The 17,753-nt window shown below is 66.0% G+C and carries 13 protein-coding genes; 3 read left to right on the top strand and 10 right to left on the bottom strand.

Translation table 11 applies throughout. The features are described 5' to 3' along the window. Position 1 precedes the first annotated feature (1 nt). From HLA98_RS16565 to HLA98_RS16605, 9 genes are all read right to left on the bottom strand, one after another. Positions 2–3,169, bottom strand: coding sequence for a discoidin domain-containing protein (locus HLA98_RS16565; protein ID WP_057500215.1), 3,168 nt, complete (start codon positions 3,167–3,169; stop codon positions 2–4). Next, positions 3,166–4,002: a carbohydrate ABC transporter permease gene (locus HLA98_RS16570; RefSeq protein WP_006378064.1), complete on the bottom strand. Its 837-nt coding sequence runs from the start codon at positions 4,000–4,002 to the stop codon at positions 3,166–3,168. The genes HLA98_RS16565 and HLA98_RS16570 overlap by 4 nt, the downstream gene beginning before the upstream one ends. After that, a complete protein-coding gene (locus HLA98_RS16575) occupies positions 3,999–4,880 on the bottom strand; it encodes a carbohydrate ABC transporter permease (protein WP_006378065.1) in 882 nt (293 codons plus the stop codon). Before HLA98_RS16575 ends, HLA98_RS16570 begins: the two co-directional genes overlap by 4 nt. Next, positions 4,877–6,217, bottom strand: a complete 1,341-nt coding sequence (locus tag HLA98_RS16580) for a sugar ABC transporter substrate-binding protein (RefSeq protein WP_057500214.1) — start codon at positions 6,215–6,217, stop codon at positions 4,877–4,879. Before HLA98_RS16580 ends, HLA98_RS16575 begins: the two co-directional genes overlap by 4 nt. A 4-nt stretch (positions 6,218–6,221) precedes the next feature. Continuing rightward, positions 6,222–7,826 (bottom strand): glucoamylase family protein, encoded by a 1,605-nt coding sequence (locus HLA98_RS16585; protein ID WP_049447376.1) that lies wholly within the window; start codon positions 7,824–7,826, stop codon positions 6,222–6,224. A 248-nt stretch (positions 7,827–8,074) separates the two neighbouring features. Then, positions 8,075–11,131, bottom strand: coding sequence for a TonB-dependent receptor (locus HLA98_RS16590; protein ID WP_057500213.1), 3,057 nt, complete (start codon positions 11,129–11,131; stop codon positions 8,075–8,077). Between the two features lie 76 nt (positions 11,132–11,207). Further along, positions 11,208–12,245, bottom strand: coding sequence for a LacI family DNA-binding transcriptional regulator (locus HLA98_RS16595; RefSeq protein WP_049447374.1), 1,038 nt, complete (start codon positions 12,243–12,245; stop codon positions 11,208–11,210). A 148-nt stretch (positions 12,246–12,393) separates the two neighbouring features. Continuing rightward, the gene (locus tag HLA98_RS16600) at positions 12,394–12,669 is read right to left on the bottom strand and encodes a BolA family protein (RefSeq protein WP_435369327.1); all 276 of its coding nucleotides are present in this window, start codon (positions 12,667–12,669) and stop codon (positions 12,394–12,396) included. Continuing rightward, positions 12,666–12,965, bottom strand: a complete 300-nt coding sequence (locus HLA98_RS16605) for a YciI family protein (RefSeq protein WP_057500211.1) — start codon at positions 12,963–12,965, stop codon at positions 12,666–12,668. The genes HLA98_RS16600 and HLA98_RS16605 overlap by 4 nt, the downstream gene beginning before the upstream one ends. Positions 12,966–13,339: 374 nt before the next feature. Here HLA98_RS16605 and HLA98_RS16610 point away from each other — a divergent pair, with 374 nt between their 5' ends. From HLA98_RS16610 to HLA98_RS16620, 3 genes are read left to right on the top strand one after another with little or no spacing between them, the layout of a single operon-like run. Further along, positions 13,340–14,245 (top strand): segregation and condensation protein A, encoded by a 906-nt coding sequence (locus HLA98_RS16610; protein WP_010486714.1) that lies wholly within the window; start codon positions 13,340–13,342, stop codon positions 14,243–14,245. A 13-nt stretch (positions 14,246–14,258) separates the two neighbouring features. Further along, positions 14,259–15,134, top strand: a complete 876-nt coding sequence (gene scpB, locus HLA98_RS16615; RefSeq protein ID WP_057500210.1) for an SMC-Scp complex subunit ScpB — start codon at positions 14,259–14,261, stop codon at positions 15,132–15,134. Continuing rightward, positions 15,127–16,761 (top strand): pseudouridine synthase, encoded by a 1,635-nt coding sequence (locus HLA98_RS16620; RefSeq protein WP_049447371.1) that lies wholly within the window; start codon positions 15,127–15,129, stop codon positions 16,759–16,761. Before scpB ends, HLA98_RS16620 begins: the two co-directional genes overlap by 8 nt. A gap of 116 nt (positions 16,762–16,877) precedes the next feature. On the opposite strand, the gene HLA98_RS16625 is transcribed toward HLA98_RS16620, so the two are convergent. Beyond that, complete coding sequence (locus HLA98_RS16625; protein WP_057500209.1) at positions 16,878–17,666, bottom strand: AraC family transcriptional regulator; 789 nt, start codon at positions 17,664–17,666, stop codon at positions 16,878–16,880. Between the last annotated feature and the right edge of the window lie 87 nt (positions 17,667–17,753).

The raw sequence follows: 17,753 nt of genomic DNA on the forward strand, positions 1-17,753 counted from the left end.
GTTACTGTCCCTTGCGCTCGGCGCGGCGCACCGCGTTCGGCACTTCGACCTCGACCCGCGCCGGCAGCTGGTGCACGTGCAGTTCCTTGTTGACCCACTCGGCGGCTTCGCCGTTGACCGTCGCCTCGCCCGGATCACCCGCGTACGGCCATGGCAGCACCACGCCACCGGCCGGTGGCACCAGGCCCGGCTGCAGCTCCAGCACCAGCTGCTTGTCGCTGCGCTGCAGGCGGTAGTTGAGCTGGCCCTGCGGCGTACGCAGGCCCTGAACGGCGATGCCCTCGCCCTGCAGCCACGCGGTCGGTACACCGGCGGCCAGCACCAGCGCATCGTCCATGTCGCGGTTGTAGGCGAACATGTCCAGCGCCGAGCGCACGAAGTCCGAAGCCACCCAGGCATGCGGCAGGTCACCGACGAAGAACGGCTTGCGCGGCGTGCGCGAAACCACCTCGGCCCACTGGTTCCAGGCCTGCGGTGCGCGATCCTTGAAGAAGAACTCGGTGGCCTGCCAGGCGCGGTCGCGCCAGCCCAGGCGCACGAACGCGGCCACGTTGCGCCACTCGTACGGGGTGTAGTCCTTCCACTCGCGCTTGCCATCGCGACGCGCCACGAACTCCTTCCAGTAGCGATCGAAGGTAGCCTCCAGTGCCTGCTGCGGCAGCCTGCCCTGCTCCCCGCCCGGCGCCAGCGCGATGGTGGTCGAGGTCGCGTCGAAGTCGCCCAGCTCGGCCGAGCCCGGCAGGTAATCGATCTTGTGCTGCTGCATCGCCGACAGCAGCGAGGCCTGCAGGTCAGCACGGAACTGGTCTCGCGATTCGGCCATCTGCATCGACTCGACCTTGCCCAGCTGGGTCGCCAGCAGCGCCGCGTCCTTGTAGCCGCGCAGCGCCCAGAAGTTGTCCCAGTACGAGTGCATCGGCTTGGCCGAATAGCCTTCGTGGCTGATCGAGGCCGGCATCATGCCGTAGAAGGCCGGATTGCGTGCGCGGTTCTCCTCGGTGCGCTCGCTGGACCGCAGCTGCTCCATGTAGCTGTAGGCGCCCTGCACGTGCGGCCACATCAATTCGACGAAGGTACTGTCGCCGGTGTAGCGCCCGTATTCGGCAATGCTGTAGATCAGCTCGCCATGACTGTCGTTCTCCGGCACCGGGTCGCTGCCACGTGCATCGACACAGCACGGCACCTTGCCGTTCTCGAACTGGTAGGGCGCATACCAGTTGATGTAGTCGCGCACCGCATCGCTGCGGCCCATGCGCAGCAGGCCCTCGGAGATCATCGCGCCATCGCGTATCCAGCTGCGCGCATACGAGCGCGTGCCCGGCTGCAGGCGCGGCCCCACGCGCGAAATCAGCATGTGCGCGACTGCCGTACGCAGGGTGTCGACCAGCGGCCGGCCCGCAGCGGGCACCTGCAGCGAGACCACGCCCAGCTTCTGCCGCCACTGCTCGGCTACCTGCGCCTGCGCCTTGGCCACGTCCAGCGCCTGCGGCGCCCAGCCACCGGTCTGCGGCAGTACTACCGCCACCTCGCGGCTCTGGCCGGGCTCGAGCGTGATCGTATAGATCAACGCGCCCGACGCCATGCCGGTGTTGTCCTTCACTGCAGTGGTGGCCGGATACTTTCCGTCCGCCAGATGCATCGCATCGAGCTTGCCGTCGAACGTACTGGCAAAGCGTGCGTCCGGCACCTGCAGCGGGTAGATGCGTGGCTCACCGTTGACCCGCACGAGCTGCTCGCCCACGTCCAGTGCATCGATGCGGCTGAAGCCACCGACGGTGTTGAGGAACTGGGTGGGCGGATTGACCTGCCACGGACGGATCGCCAGTGCCAGGGTGTACTCGTGCGCGACCTTGTCCGGATTGCTCAGCCGGTAGCGACCGATCAGCTGCGCGCGCTCCGGCGTGCCCTGCACGAAACTCGTCACCGCCAGGCCGGCCTTCTCATGCACCCAGTCGACGTTGGCGATCGGCAGGTAGTGATCCTGCAGCGACTGCGTGATAGCCACCTTCGACCAGTCCAGCAGCTTGCCGTCTAGGCGGATGAACGGCTCGATGCTGAAGCTGCCCTTGGCCGGCTCCAGTGCGCCGTCCTCACTGATCAACGCCTGTTCCTGGCCGCCATCAAGGCCCAGCAGGGTCCAGTACGGCTGTTCGCCCACGTAGGCACGCGGCAACGACCCGCGCGGCAGGTCGGCCGCCACCGAGGACAGGAACGCGTTCGGCGTGGCCGCGAAGGCCAGCGGCTTGAGCGCGATGTCACGGATGCCGTAGCGCCAGTTCGGGCCATCCTGCAGATCGAAGCGCACGTAGCGCGCATCGGTGTCCGGCAGGGCAAGCCAGTCGCGGCCACCCGCACCGCTGGTGACTTCGCGCACGGTACGCCAGTCACGGCCGTCCTCGGAGGTGCGCACGGTGTAGCGACGCGCTTCCAGGTTCGGCAGCCAGTCGATCACCGCACCGCCGATCTCGCGGCTCTTGTGCAGGTCCAGGCTGATGGTCTGCTGCTTGACGCCACCGCTGATCCAGAACGTATCGCTCTTGCCGTCGATCATGCGGTCCTGCAGCGCGGTAGCGGTGTCGGCGATCACCGACGGCATCAGCGCCGAATCATCCTGCGGCGGCAGGCCCTGCAGGGTCAGCTTGTCGAAGCACACCGTGCCGCGGCCGCCGACCTTGCTGTAGATGGTGAATTCGACGGCGGCGCTGCGTGCCATCTCCTTCTCGGGCGAGGGCCCCCATGCCTTGTCGATCTGCCGACGCCGGTACTCGACCGGCGTCCATGCCTTGGGGAAGCTGTAGCCGGGACGGTTGACCCACCAGACGTTGTCGCCGCTGGCGTCGATCAGCTTGAACTGCAGGTCGTTGCCCGGTGAATCACCGCGCAGCTGGAAGCCGAAGCGGTAATTGACCGGGTACTCGACGTTCAGCGCACGACGGATGCCGACGTAGCCGGAGACATCGTGGAAGTCATAGTCCAGGCACAGCGCGCGGCCGCCACCAGCGCCACTGACCGGTCGCAGAGAACCACTGACCTGGTCGGACAGCACCAGCTTCCAGGCCGCGATGTCGTCGAAATCGTCCAGCACCTTCGGTGCCGGCAGCGCCGGAGGTGCGGCGATCGCCAGGGAGGTCCACAACAGGCCCAGTCCAACGGCGATCGCTCGCTTCATCCTTTGACGCTCCCCAACAACAGACCTTGGATGTAGTACCGCTGCAGCACCAGGAACAGCGCCAGCACCGGAACCACGGTGACCACCGCGCCGGCCATCATCATTTCCACGTCCATGATGTGCTCGCGCGAGAGGGTGGCCAGCGCCACCGGCAAAGTGTAGTGCTCCTGATCGGTCAGCACGATCAACGGCCACATGAAATCGTTCCATGCGCCCATGAAAGTGAAGATCGCCAGGGTCACCAGCACCGGCTTGAGCATCGGCAGCACGATCTGGAAGAAGATGCGCAGCTCCCCTGCCCCGTCGATGCGGGCCGCTTCCAGCAGTTCGTCCGGAATCGAACGCGCGTACTGGCGCACCAGGAAGATGCCGAACACGCTGGCCAGCGCCGGCACGATCACGCCGCCGAAGCTGTTGACCAGGCCCAGCTGCTTCATCAGCAGGAACAGGGGCAGCATCGCTACCTGTGCCGGGATCACCAGCGCCGCCATCAACACCTGGAACAGGCGCTCGCGGCCAACGAAGTTCAGCTTGGCGAAGGCGTAGCCGGCCATCGTGTTGAGCAGCAGCGAACCCAGGGTGATGCCGACCGACACCAGCAGGCTGTTGGCGAAGTTGCCGCCCATGCCAGTGCGCGCGAACAACTCATGGTAGTTGCGCGTGGTGATGCTGGACGGCAGCAGCGGCGGCGGGAAGTGGGTCGCCTCGCCCTGCGGCATGAACGAGACCGAGAGCATCCACAGCAACGGCGCCAGGCTGACCAGGGCCAGCACCAGCAACGCACCATTGATCAACCACGGGTACCAGCGCGACTGGCCGATTTCACGACTCATACCAACTGCCTCTTGCGGCCGAAACGCAGCATCACGGTGGTCACCGCCAGGATGATCAGGAACAGCAGGAACGCCACCGCGGAGGCGCGTCCCAGGTTCCACCACTTGAAGCCTTCCTCGAACATGAAATACAGCACGCTGACGGTACTCTGCAGTGGGTCGCCGCGGGTCATCACGTAGGGCTCTGCGAACAGCTGGAAGTAGCCGGACACGGTGATCACGCCGACCACCAGCAGCACCGGGCCGAGCATCGGCAGGGTGATGTGCAGGAACTGCTTCCAGCGCGAGGCACCGTCGATGCGGGCGGCCTCGTACAGGTCATGCGGGATCGCCTGCAGGCCCGCCAGGAAGATCACCATGTTGTAGCCGAAGTTCTTCCACACCGCGAACAGCATGATGGTCGGCATCGCCCAGTTGGGATCGCCCAGCCAGTCGATCGGACTGATGCCCAGATGGCCCAGGCCGTAGTTCACCAGCCCGTAGCTGGTATGGAACAGGTAGCGCCAGATCACCGCCACCGCTACCAGCGTGGTCACCACCGGCGCGAACAGCGCGGTGCGGAACAGCGCCTTGAAACGCGCGGCCGGTGCATTCAGCAGCATCGCTGCGCCCAGCGACACGCCAATCGACAACGGCACGCCGATCAACACGAAGTAAGTGGTATTCCACAACGACTTCCAGAACATCGGTGTCTGCAGCAGATCGATGTAGTTGCCCAGGCCGACAAAGCGCAGGTTGCTGCTGTCAGCCAAGGCATACAGGTCGAAGTCGGTCACGCTCAGCGCCAGCGCCGAAGCCACCGGCAGGCCGAAGAACATGCCCAGCACGATCAGCGAGGGACCGGCAAAAATCCAGCCGGCAAGTGAAGTACGTTTCATTGGGCGCTCCCGGCGGCCACGGCACTGCTCGATTGCGGCGCCGGCACGCGCTGCTGCAGGCGTTGTTGTTCATGCATCCAGCGGCGCTTGGCCAGCACCTTGTCCACGCGCTGGTCCAGCTCTTCCACCGCCTTGTCCTGCGGCAGGCCACCGCGCACCACCTTTTCGGTGACGATGCGCATTTCCTGCACGATGCGCTCCCATTCGAGCACCTTCGGGGTCGGCTTGACCCGCTCCAGCTGGTCACGGAACGCCGCTGCCAGCGGATCATTGGCCAGCGACGGCGCGCTCCAGGTGCTGCGGCGCGGCGGCAGGTCGCCGATGATCGAATGGAATTGCGCCTGGATCCGCGGCCGCGACAGGAACTCGATCAGCTTCCAGGACGCTTCCTTCTGCTGCGACTTGCGGAAGATCACCAGGCTGGTGCCACCGGCGATGCCGGCGCCAGGGCCCTCCGGGCCGGGAAGCGCCGCAGTGCCCCACTGCCCTTCCAGTTCCTTCGGCTGCAGCTTCTTGAACTCACGGATGTTCCAGGGCCCGGAAATGTAGAACACGTTGAAGCCGCGGAAGAACTCATCCCAGACGTTGGAAATCTGTGTCTCCGACATCTTCGGCGCCCAGCCCTGCTCGAACATGTTGGCGTAGAAGGCCAACGTGCGGCGGAACCCCGGGCTGGCGAAATTGCCGCGGGTGTCATCGTCGCGCAGCAGCGGATCGGGCTGCTGCAGCGCCAGCGACAACTGCTGCTCGAACTCGTTGATCGGCATCAGCACCGCATAGCGGTTCGGGCCCTGCATGCGCTTGATCGCCGCCATCTGTTCGTCCCACTCCGCCCACGTGCGCGGCGGGTGGTCGTAGCCGGCCTTGGCCAGCAGATCCTTGCGGTAGTAGATCAGACGCGTGTCGACATACCACGGCACGCCGACCAGCTCGCCATGGATCACATTGGTATCCCAGATGCCCTGGAAGTAGTCCTTCGGGTCGACCACGGCCGAACGCTGCACGAACGGCTGCAGCGGGGTCAGCGCATCCAGCTCGGCGAACTCCGGCACCCAGGTGTTGCCGAGCTGGCACACGTCCGGCAGACCGTCGGCGGCGAACGCGGTCAGCAGCTTTTCGTGCGCAGCGGTCCACGGGATGTTCTGCACATCCACCTTGATGCCCGGGTTCTCGGCTTCGAACTCATGGATCAGTTCGCTGACCACCTCGGCTTCGCGGCCCATCGCCCAGAAGCGCACGGTGGTGGTGCCCGGTTCGGTGCGGGCGCAGCCGGCCACGGCCAGTGCGGCCAGGGCTGGCAGTGTCCAGCGGCGCAGACGGTCGATCCAGTTCGGCATCGGGTTACTTGCCCTGGCCTGTGTTGCGGTTGGCATTGTTCTTCTGTTCCTGCGCGGCAGCCGCGCGTGATTCGGCGATACCCACCGCGCGTGCCGCTGCGGCCTTTTCGTCTTTCTGCAGTTCCAGCGGCTGGAACGAACCTTCCGGCGCCAGCCAGCCGCCACTGAACCCCGCCCGCTCCAGGCCCTTGCGGATGTACGGGTTCTTCTTCATCACTTCCCAGACGAAGTCATTGCGGTAGTTGGCGATCATGGTCAGGATCGGCCCCTGGTCGATGGCGATGTAGTCGCTGGCGACCCAGCCACGATCCGGCACCACGCGGCCGGTCTTGATCGGGATGTCGTAGTTGAAGCTGGGATTGAACGAATCCAGGAAGCCGTAGCTGGAATAGATGTAATCGCCGTAGCGCTTGTGCATCTCCAGCGTGGCCGGGATCACCTGTTCCGGCGCGAACACCACCGACGCGATCGCGGCAGTGGGGGCGATGGTGCCGTCATCGAAATTCTCGCGCAGGCCAGCGCCGCGTGAAGAGTAATGGCGGAACTGGCGCTGCTCGCCGCGATAGTCCTGGGTGGTGTTCTGTGGTCCGTCGCTGGCGGTCAAACCCCACACGTTTTCGCCGTACTCCTTCCACTGCATCGGATTGGCGATGGCATACTCGCGCTGGGCCAGGGCGGCCGAGCGGCTGTTGAGGAAGTAGGTGCTGCCACGCTCGCGCATGTACGCGTCCTGGATGTCGCGGAAGTCGATCCAGACATGGCTGTACTGATGGCCGAACAGCGGACCGAAGGACAGGTACTCCTGGCCTTGGTAGACGCCCCAGTCGTTGTCATAGGTACGCGTCCACACCGTCCACGCATCCGGGCTGACCGGGTGCGTCGGCGAACCCAGGGCGAGGATGTAGACCATCATCGCCTCGTTGTAGCCCATCCAGTCGTGGTCGATGAAGCCGCTCTCGGGGAACCAGCCCATCGAGATCAGCGGCGCGCGCTGCTGCAACCACGGCCAGTCGACCTTCTTGTACAACGTATCGGCGATCTGGCGGATTTCCTTTTCGCGCGGATCGTCACCGTCGTAGTACGACTGCGCGAACAGCACGCCCATCATCAGCAGCGCGGTATCCACCGAGGACAGCTCGACCCAGCTGTCGTAGCGGCGGCCTTCCTGCATGTCCAGGAAGTGGTAGTAGAAGCCCTTGTAGCCGGCCTTGCCGGTGCGCTGCGGGCCCATCGGCACGTCGCGGAAGAACTTCAGGGTGGTCAGGGTGCGGTCGATCGCCTGGTTGCGGCTGACCCAGCCGTTCTCGATGCCGATCGGATAGGCGGTCAGCGCGAAGCCGACCGAGGCGATGCTGGCGAACGGCCGCGACGGGTAGCGGTCCGGGGTCAGGCCGTTGATCTCGTTGGTGGTGTCCCAGAAGAACTGGAAAGTACGGCGCTCGATGTCATCGAACAGCGGCGGCAGCTCCGGCTTCATCGGCCGCGGCGGTGCATCGGCCTCGATCAGGATCACCGGCGGCCGCGGCTTGGCAGGCTCCTGCTGGGCCGGCTGGCAGGCAGCAGCGGCCAGGCTCAACGCCGCGGCGGACAACAGATGGCGTGCCTGCATGGCGCGATTCCTCCGGTGGTCTGATCGATGGGAAAGCATAACGTCCAATGATCTGAAATCGTTTACAAGCTGCGTTCAAAAAAAACCACGAAAAACGTGGTTTGACACCGCGATCATTGCCCACGCCGCTGCCCCCTGCCCGGCAGCGGCGTGGGCAATGGACCGGCACGAAGCCGGCCATTGCCGTTTTCACGCGACCGATGCCGCCGGCGGAGCGGCGGCATCGGGTCGTGCATCTACACCCGGGCTTAGAAGCGGAAGCCCACTTCGGCCTTGATCTGACGCGGCGTACCGATGATGTCGCCGGTCTCGTTGTAGCTGGCCTGCAGCTTGCCGTTGGTCTTGACGTAGTTGTAGGTGGAGAAGTTGTCGAAGTTGAAGACGTTGATGATATCGATACGTGCGTACAGCTCGGTATCGCCCGGCATCTTGAACGTCTTCGTCGCCTGCAGGTCGACCGAACGGTAGCCGAAGATCTTGCCGCCCACCAGGAACTTGCCGGTGGCGTTGGGCACGGCCGCCTGCGGCGTCGGCAGGGTGTAGCCGCTGGCCTGCATCACCGGGTACCAGTCGTTGACGGCGGTCGGGGTGGCCAGGGTGATCTTGCCGCCGAAGGTGATGCCCCAGAAGCCCGCGTACGAACCGGTCACCACCAGGCGGTGGCGCGGTGCGCCGTTGGAGCGGATGGTCGGATAGTCGCCGATCAGACCGCGGTCAAACGCGTACTTCTCGTTGATGTCGCGATTGTGGCGGGCGGTGGTCCAGGTATAGGCGATGGAGGTACCCCAGCCGCTTTCCTTGGTGAACGGCTTCTGCGCCGACAGCAGCACCTGGGTGGCACGGGTCTTGATGCCCTGCTGGCCGATGATCAGGCTGCCGAAGCCCGGCACGTTGCAGCTCCACGCCTGGCTCAGGCCCGGGTCGGTGCCACCGCACAGGCGCGGGTCATCGAAGAACTGGCCGGTCGGGTAACGGTTGCCCAGGGTGAAGGCGAAACCGTCGTAGCTCAGGGTGCGAGCGATGGTGGCATCGGTCAGCCACTCGCCGATCCGGTTGCTCATGCCCAGGCTGAACTGGTCCGAGTACGGCGCCTTCAGCTTGTTGTTCAGCAGGTCCACTTCCAGACCGGCATTGCTGGTCGCGCCGACCAGGGACTGCAGGTTGCCGATGCCGTTGAGCAGGTTCGGGTTCCAGTCATAGCAGGCGGCCTGACCGTTGATGCAGGTGCCGGTGGCCGGGTTGCGGAAGTAGATGGTCGGCTGCGGCAAAGCCAGCTTGGTGGTTTCCAGCTGCAGGTTGTCGAACAGGTCGCGGTCGTAGGACCGGCCGGCACCGCCGTGGATCACGTGCTGCTCGTCGGCATTGATGTCATACGAGAAGCCCAGGCGCGGCTGCCAGGCATCCTTGAACGCCTTGCGGTTGTGGCCGTTGCTGATGTAGTCGCTGATGTCCAGGCCACCCAGTGCCAGCGAATCGGCGTAGGTCTGGCCGGCGGGCGCACGCGGATCCTGCGAATAGATGGCGTCGACCACCTGCTGCGGGGTGACGAAATTCAGGTAGGTCGGGGTCTTTTCGTAGTCCCAGCGCAGGCCGATGTTCAGCTGCAGGTGGTCGTTGACCTGCCAGTCGTCCTGGATGAACACACCGTACTGCTTGGACTTCGAACGCACTTCGCCGGACACGCCCGACACGCCGGTCACCGGCTTGACGAACTGCGCCTTGTACGGAATCGAATCCGGGAAGTCCGGGTCTCCCAGGGAATAGGTGAAGGTCGGGTTGATCTGCGCCGCGTCGGAAGCGTACAGGTCGATCTGCTTGTACTTCACGCCCATCTTGATGGTGTGGTCACCGGCCCACTGAATGCCATCCAGGGTCAGGTTGTCTTCGATCGACCAGCCCTTCTGGCCCTTCACCTGCGAATCCAGAGCCGATGCACCGCCGATCTTCACCACGGTGCGGTCTTCGGGACCGTCCGGCGCGGTGTAGGTGATGCCGTTGGCCAGGGTCAGCGGGGTCGGATTGTTGAACGAATCCTCGTGGGTGACCATCAATTCGTTGTAGTAACGCTCACCGCTGTGGTTCCAGCGCAGGGCGTAGCGACGGTCGGTATTGACCACTTCGCGCCCGGCCTGCGGCGAGGTCTGGCCACTGAACTGCGACTGGGTTTCGTCGCGGTCCTGGAAGGTCAGTTCAATGCGATCGTTGTCGGTCGGCTCGAAGTCGATCTTGCCGAAGATCAGATCCTGCTGGAACGGCTGGCTGGCCGGGCCGAGGCCGGCGGCGCCGGCCGGCGGCAGCAGGCCCGCAGCGCCGGTGACCGCGCCGTCCGGCGCGATGGTGACCGGCAGATCGAAGCGCTTGGCTTCGTAGGTGACAAAGAAGTGCGCCTTGTCCTGGATGATCGGGCCGCCCAGAGCGAAGCCGTATTCCTTCTCGGCCGAGACCATCTTGTCCTTGCCGCCCTGACGCTCGGCCGGGGTCTTGGCACGCATGTCCTCATCGGTGTAGCGGTAGAACGCCTCACCCTTGAACTCATTGGTACCGGACTTGGTCGCAGCAGTCACTGCGGCGCTCGACACCTGGCCATACTCGGCCTTGTAATTGCCGCTGATGACCTTGTATTCACCGATGGCGAGCTGCGGGAACGGGTTGCCGGCGCTGCCGGACTGGCCGGCCACGCCGCCACCCTTGACGTAGCTCTTCTGGCCCACGCCGTCGATGTACACATTGGTGCCATCGGCATTGGTGGCACCGCCGCGCAGCGAGGTATTGCCCTTGGCGTCACGGGTGAAGATCAGGCCCGGCACCGCATCGGCGAACTCCAGGAAGTTGCGCGAGACCTGCGGGGTGGTCTGGATCTGCTGCAGGCTGACGGTCTTGCCGACTTCGGAGGTGCGCACTTCCTGCAGCAGGGTCGGCGCGACGACGTTGACAGTGTCCAGGTTGGTGGCCGCGGTCGAACCCGGAGTGCTGCTGGCAGCGCCGGCAAAGTTCAGGGTAGCGGTCGAGGCCACGGTGACGGTGACCTTCTGCGACTGGCCGTTGGCAACCACGTTGTAGGTGCCCGGGTCCAGGCCCATCAGCGAGTAGCTGCCATCGGCACGCACGGTGCCGCGACGGACGGTACCGGTGGCCACGTTGGTGGCGGTGACTTCGGCGCCGGCCTGGGCGCCGGAAACCTGGCCGCGCAGGCTGGCGTTGGCCGACTGCGCCATGACGTTCGGAGCGGCGGCCAGCATCAGGCAGCTGACCAGTGCGGTGCTCAGCAGCCGGCGTGCCGGCGTGCGGAAGGTGGTGTGCATCATCAAGTCAATCTCCGGGTGGCGGTAACCGCTTGCGCGGTACCTGCGATCAATCAAAAAAGAAGGAACGCCTCTGGCTTCAATGGCCCGATGGCGGAGTGGTGGAATCGCGAACTATCAAGCGGGGAACCAGGGTCTGCTTGTCCCCTGTCCCGTCCGTGGAGGTGCCGTCCATCAACTGCAGCAGGCGCGTCATGGCCCGGTCGCCGAGCTCGGCGATGCTGACCTGCATGGTGGTCAGCGACGGGTGGACGAAACGCGCCAGTGGAATGTCATCGAAACCCGCCAGGGCGACATCGGCCGGAACACGGACCCCTGCCTGCGTGAACGCATACAGGCAGCCCAGGGCCATCATGTCGTTGGCGGCGAACACGGCATCGGGCAGCGCTCCGGCTGCCAGCAACTCCTGACCGGCGCGATGGCCGGAAGCTTCGTCGAAATCACCGGGCAGCTCGATGCCCTCGGCGCCACTGCCAAAAGCCACCAGCGCGTCACGGAAGCCGCGCAGGCGCTCGCGCGCGTCGAAGTTGAGGTCCGGGCCAGAAATGAATGCAATGCGGCGGTGGCCGGCGTCCAGCAGGTGGCGGGTCATCGCCATCGCACCGGCATGGTCGTCAATGCTCAGCACCGGGTGGTCCTGCCCGGGCAGATAGGTGTTGATCAACACCGTCGGCAACGACTGCGGCAGGTTGTCGGTCAGGAAACCGGGGCTCTCGGCATAGGGCGAGAGCACCAGCAGGCCGTCGACGCGACCGCGCATGGCGCGCAGGGCCGCGCCCTGCTGTTCCTGGTCGCCGTGATAGCTGGACACCAGCAAGTGCTGGCGGCGGCTACGGGCGACGTTGTCGATGCCACGCATCAGCTCGGAGAAGAACTCGCCGTACAGATCCGGCAGCACCACGCCCACCGTATTGGTGCGGCGGCTGCTCAGGCTGCGGGCGGCGGCGTGCGGGGTGTAACGCAGCCGTGCGGCGACCTCCAGCACAAGCTGGCGTACCGGTTCGGCGACATTTTCATGCCCGTTGAGCGCGCGGGAAACCGTGGCCACGGAGACCCGGGCTTCGCGAGCGACGTCTTTGATTGTGATAGCTGCCTTGTTCACGAAGCCGCCCTCCACGGCTTGGACCTACCAGCATTGGCGCGGAATGTAAGCGTTTCCATCTGGGCTTGTAAACAGTCCGTTAGGCGAATGTCCCGAAATGGACATGAAAATCTGTCCGTGGCGAGGCTCGTGCGGACCGGCCAGGACAGTGCGGGACAAGGGCTCAGCCCTGTTCTGACGGGGTATGTGCGCGGATGGACAGCGCGTGGATATCGGTCTCCATCATCGACCCCAGTGCGGCGTACACCGCGCGATGCCGGGCCAGCGGGCCCAGTCCGGCGAAGCGTTCACTGACCACATGCACGTTGAAATGGCCGCGACCGTCGCGCGCACCGGCGTGGCCGGCATGCCGATGGCTGTCGTCTTCGATTTCCAGCACGCTGGGGACCAGCGCCTGTTGCAGCGCATCACGCATTCGCGAGATCCGTTCCGCGTTCACGGCAGCACCTTGCGGAACGGACGCACCTGTACGCGGGTGTAGACGCCGGCCGCAACGTAAGGGTCGGCGTCGGCCCAGGCCTGGGCCTGCAGCAGCGATTCGAACTGCGCGATCACCACCGAACCACTGAAACCGGCCGGGCCGGGGTCTTCACTGTCCACCGCCGGGCACGGCCCGGCCAGCAGCAGGCGGCCTTCGTCACGCAGCGCGTGCAGCCGCGCCAGGTGCTCCGACCGCGCCTGCAGCCGCTGCGCCAGCACATCCTGGCCGTCATAGCCTTCAATCACATACCACACGGCATTTCCTCGCTTGCGTTGTCGGGTGCGCAGATTCTAGCCAATGCGGCCCCCGCCCCGGCCCGGCTGGACACTGGCGCGACAAAGGCTTACCCTAGGCTCCATTGCACGTGGCTGGATGCAGCAGCCCGTCGGTTTTTGCGGCCAACGCAGCCCCCGACGACCGTCCCGCTGCTTCAAACCGGTCCACCTGGCCGGGCCACGTAGACGACCTCCCCGTAGTTCCGTCGCTGCCGTTTCCTGCGGCGCGTCCTGCTGTTTGATATGTGTGGAATCGCGCCGATCCCGGCGTGTCTGGTGCCCTGGGGCTCCGTGGCGTTGGCCCGGCGAACCCGGTGCCGCGACTGGTCCGTTGCAATCCTGATGTCCATTAGATGACTTCCGAACTCGCGCTCGACGCGAACCCGCCAACCCGGCCGCCCGCCCCCCAGCAGCAGGAAATGCCGCTGGCCGTGGTGCATGGGCAACCGGTCCTGCAGATTCCGCAGGACCTGTACATTCCGCCGGACGCGCTGGAAGTCATCCTGGATGCCTTCGAAGGCCCACTGGACCTGCTGCTGTACCTGATCCGCCGCCAGAACCTGGATGTCCTGGACATTCCCGTTGCCGAGATCACCCGGCAGTACGTGGAATACATCACCGTGATGCGCGAGCTGCGCTTCGAGCTGGCCGCCGAGTACCTGGTGATGGCGGCGATCCTGGCCGAGGTGAAGTCACGCATGCTGCTGCCGCGCCCGGTCAGCGAGGAAGGCGATGAGGCCGACCCGCGCGCCGAACTGGTGCGCCGGCTGCAGGAGTACGAACGCTTCAAGCAGGCCGCCGAGGACATCGACGCCCTGCCCCGCCAGGATCGCGACACGACGGTGGCGCATGCCTTCATGCCCGAACGCGCCACGGTGAAGCTGCCGCCGCCGGTGGACCTGAAGGAGATGCTGCTGGCGCTGCACGACGTGCTCAAGCGCGCCGAGCTGTTCAGCGGCCACGCCATCAAGCGTGAGGCACTGAGCGTGCGGCAACGCATGGGCGAAGTGCTGGGACGCCTGGAAGATGGCAAGTTCTATCGTTTTGAAGGGTTGTTCACGGCCGAAGAAGGCAAGCTGGGCGTGCTGGTCACGTTCCTGGCGGTGCTGGAGCTGGCCAAGGAACAGCTGCTGGACATCGTCCAGGAAGAACCGCTGGCGCCGATCTACGTGAAATCGCTGGCCGCCGGCAACACCAATGCCCCGCTGCAGTTCAGCAGCGAATTCGACGACAACGACGCCGCCAATGCAGACGAGTGAGCGCTGACTGCCGATGGATCAATTGCTGATCAACCGCATTGTCGAGGGTGCCCTGCTGGCCTCCAGCCAGCCGCTCACCCTGGCCCAGCTGAAGGATCTGTTCCCGGAAGAGGAACCGGCACCTCCGGGTAGCATCGAACGCGCACTGGAACGCCTGCGCGAGGCCTGCGACGGGCGCGGCGTGGAACTGGTCGAGGTCGCCTCCGGCTTCCGCTACCAGGTCACCGGCGAAGTGCATGGCTGGATCAGCCGGCTGTGGACCGAACGCAAGACCCGTTACACCCGCGCCACCCTGGAAACCCTGGCGCTGATCGCCTACCGGCAGCCGATCACCCGCGGCGAGATCGAGCAGGTGCGCGGCGTGGCGGTCAGCAGCAACATCATCCAGGCGCTGGAAGAACGCGAGTGGATCCGCGTGGTCGGCCACCGCGATGTGCCCGGCAAGCCGGCGCTGTTCGGCACCACCAAGGGCTTTCTGGATTATTTCGGCCTGAAGCGATTGGATGAGTTGCCGCCACTGTCGGAACTGAAGGACCTGGGCGAACTGGAACCCCAGCTGTCCCTGGACCGCGATGCGCCGGCAGCAGCGAGCGCCGACGGCCCTGACATCTCGGCCGGCGACGAAGGCGCCGCCGCGAACGATGATGCCGGCCTGGCCGGCAGTGACACCCCCGATTCCGCCGACGCAGCTCCTGCAGCGGCTTCCGATGAGCAAGCACCTTCGCCCCTCGATGATGGGCACCCCGATTCCGCGCCGGGCGAGCGCGCGGTGCCAGTGAACGAACGCGAAGACAACGCCGTCGCGATGACGACCGTGGCTGTTGACCAAGCCGATTCCGAACCAGAGGCCGACCTCGAAACCGTCGGCCGGAGCAAAACTGATGAGTGACACCCCCCGTAACAAGCTCTCGCTGAAGCGCGAAGCCACCTCCGAACAGTTCAAGCTGGAAGAGCGCCTGCACAAGGTGCTGGCCCAGGCCGGCCTCGGCTCGCGCCGCGCGCTGGAACAGCGCATTGCCGAAGGCCTGGTCAAGGTCAACGGTGAAGTCGCGCAGACCGGCATGTCGGTCAAGAGCGGCGACAAGATCGAACTGGATGGCCGTGGCTTCGTCGCCACCGCCCTGGCCGAGCCGTCGCGCGTGCTGGTCTACAACAAGCCGGAAGGCGAAGTGACCACCCGCGATGATCCGGAAGGCCGCCCGACCGTGTTCGAATCGCTGCCGCCGCTGAAGGGCGCGCGCTGGATCGCGATCGGCCGCCTGGACATCAACACCACCGGCCTGCTGCTGGCCACCACCGACGGTGAACTGGCCAACGCCATGATGCACCCGTCGTTCGAGGTCGAGCGCGAGTACGTGGTGCGCGTGCGTGCGCCGGAAGGCGAGGAAAAGGTCTCCGACGCCATCGTCGACCGCCTCACCCGTGGCGTGGCGCTGGAAGACGGCCCGGCCAAGTTCGACGAGATCGAACGCATCGGCGGCACCGATTCGCACGACTGGTTCCGCGTCGTGGTGAAGGAAGGCCGCAACCGCGAAGTGCGCCGCCTGTGGGAATCGCAGGGCTGCCAGGTCAGCCGCCTGAAGCGCACGCGCTATGGCAAGGTGAGCCTGCCGCGCGAACTGGCCCGTGGCCATTCGGTGGAACTGGGCACCGCCCAGGTGGAAGCCCTGCGCGCGCAGCTGAAGCTGGAAGAAGGCGCACCGTCGGCACTGACGCTGCAGCCGGTGATCGGCCAACGCCGCGCCGCCAAGACCACCGTGCGCGTGCGCGAAGGTGGCCGCGGCAATGCCTACGTCAACGGCCACAACACCGCGGACGAAGGCCGCGAGCTGCGTCGTTTCGACAACGTCCGAGAAGACCGCGGCCGTGGTCGCGGCGGCAAGGGTGGCGGCTTCAAGGGCGGCCTGACGGTCAGCGGTGAAGCGGCAGCCAAGCAGTCGCAGAAGCCGTTCAAGCAGCGCGCCCAGAAGAACGATCGTTCGCTGCCGGAAGGCAATCCGGCAGCGTTCCGCACCTGGTACGTGCCGGATGGCGTGAGCACCGGCCCGAGCGGCCATCGCAATGCCGGTCCGGGCGCACGTGGCCCCGGCGCCCGTGGTCCGGGTGCAGGCGGCCAGGGCCGTCCGTACGGCAAGCCGAAGGGTCCGGGCGCAGGCGCCGGTGGCGGCCAGGGCCGTGGCGGTTTCGGCGGCGAAGGCCGTAGCGGCGCAGGCGGCCAGGGCCGTCCGGCCGGTGCAGGCAACCGCTCGCAGGGCCAGGGCAACAAGCACCCGTACGGCCATCCGGGCAATGCCCCGAGCTTCCCGTCCGACCACGCCACCCCGGGCTTCAATCCGTATGGCAGCCCGAAGCCGGCGCAGGGCGCCCGTCCGGGCGGTCGTGGTCCGGGCGGCGGCAACCGTGGTCCGGGCGGTAATCGCGGCCCGGGCGGTCCGGGTGGCAACCGTGGCCCGGGTGGCCCCGGCGGCAACCGCGGTCCGGGCGGCCCGCGCCGAAGCGGCCCGCGCGGCGGCTGATCACCGACCCGACTGAAATGAAAAACCCCGGCTCCGGCCGGGGTTTTTCGCTGAAAAGGGGACGGAGGGGATTAAGTCGTTTTTGCCACTGTGTGTGTCGAAGGGGCGAAAGCGACTTAATCCCCTCCGTCCCCTTTTGCGTGGCGCTGGAACGCGGCGGGCGTGGTGCCGGTCATGCTGCGGAAGAAGGCGATGAACGGGCTCTCGGCGGAGAAGCCGGTGTCCTGGGCCACATGCGCGACGCGACGGCCGAGCAGCAGCAGCTCCATGGCCCGCATCAGGCGCCATTGCTGGCGCCAGGCCTGATAGCTCATGCCGGTATCACGTTGCATCAACCGGCCGACGGTCCGCGCGCTTAGGCCCGTGCGCGCGGCCAGCTCCCCCAGTTCGGGCGGCAGCTGTTCGGCCAGCGGCAGGCAACGTGTGATTCGTGGATCACGCGGTAAAGGCAGGTCCATCGGCGCCACCGGTGCAGCGGCGATTTCCAGCACGCACAACGCCAGTTGATGGTGCGCGCGCGGCGACTGCCAGTCATGGTCGAACGCTGCCTGCGCGATCGGCTCCAGCAAGGCCTGCAGCAGCGGCCCCACGCCGATGATCGCCGGCTGCCGGGGCAGCTGGGCCGACAGGGTGGCGTCGAAGTACAACGAACGGTAGTCGACCGCCTGCCGCATCTGCGCGCGATGGCGCAGCCCACCCGGAATCCACGCGGCGCGCGCGGGCGGCAGCAGGCTGATGCGATCACCGTAGGTCAGGCGCGTACAGCCCTGCCGGGTGTACAGCAGCTGCGCGCGTGCGTGCTGGTGCCAACCCGAGTCGTGATCCGCCAGTGAGGCCGCGATCCCCAGCACCGGAGCGCTCCAGGCGTCGGCGTCGAAGTGCGCGTCCGGCTGCAACCAAGCCATGTCTGATTTCATATATCTGATGACAGGATAGACAGGGTGCGCCATTGCGGACGCGACCACAATGCGCGGCCCTGTTCCTGGAGCGCC

This window comes from Stenotrophomonas africana (assembly GCF_013004645.1).
Classification (GTDB): Bacteria; Pseudomonadota; Gammaproteobacteria; order Xanthomonadales; family Xanthomonadaceae; genus Stenotrophomonas; species Stenotrophomonas africana.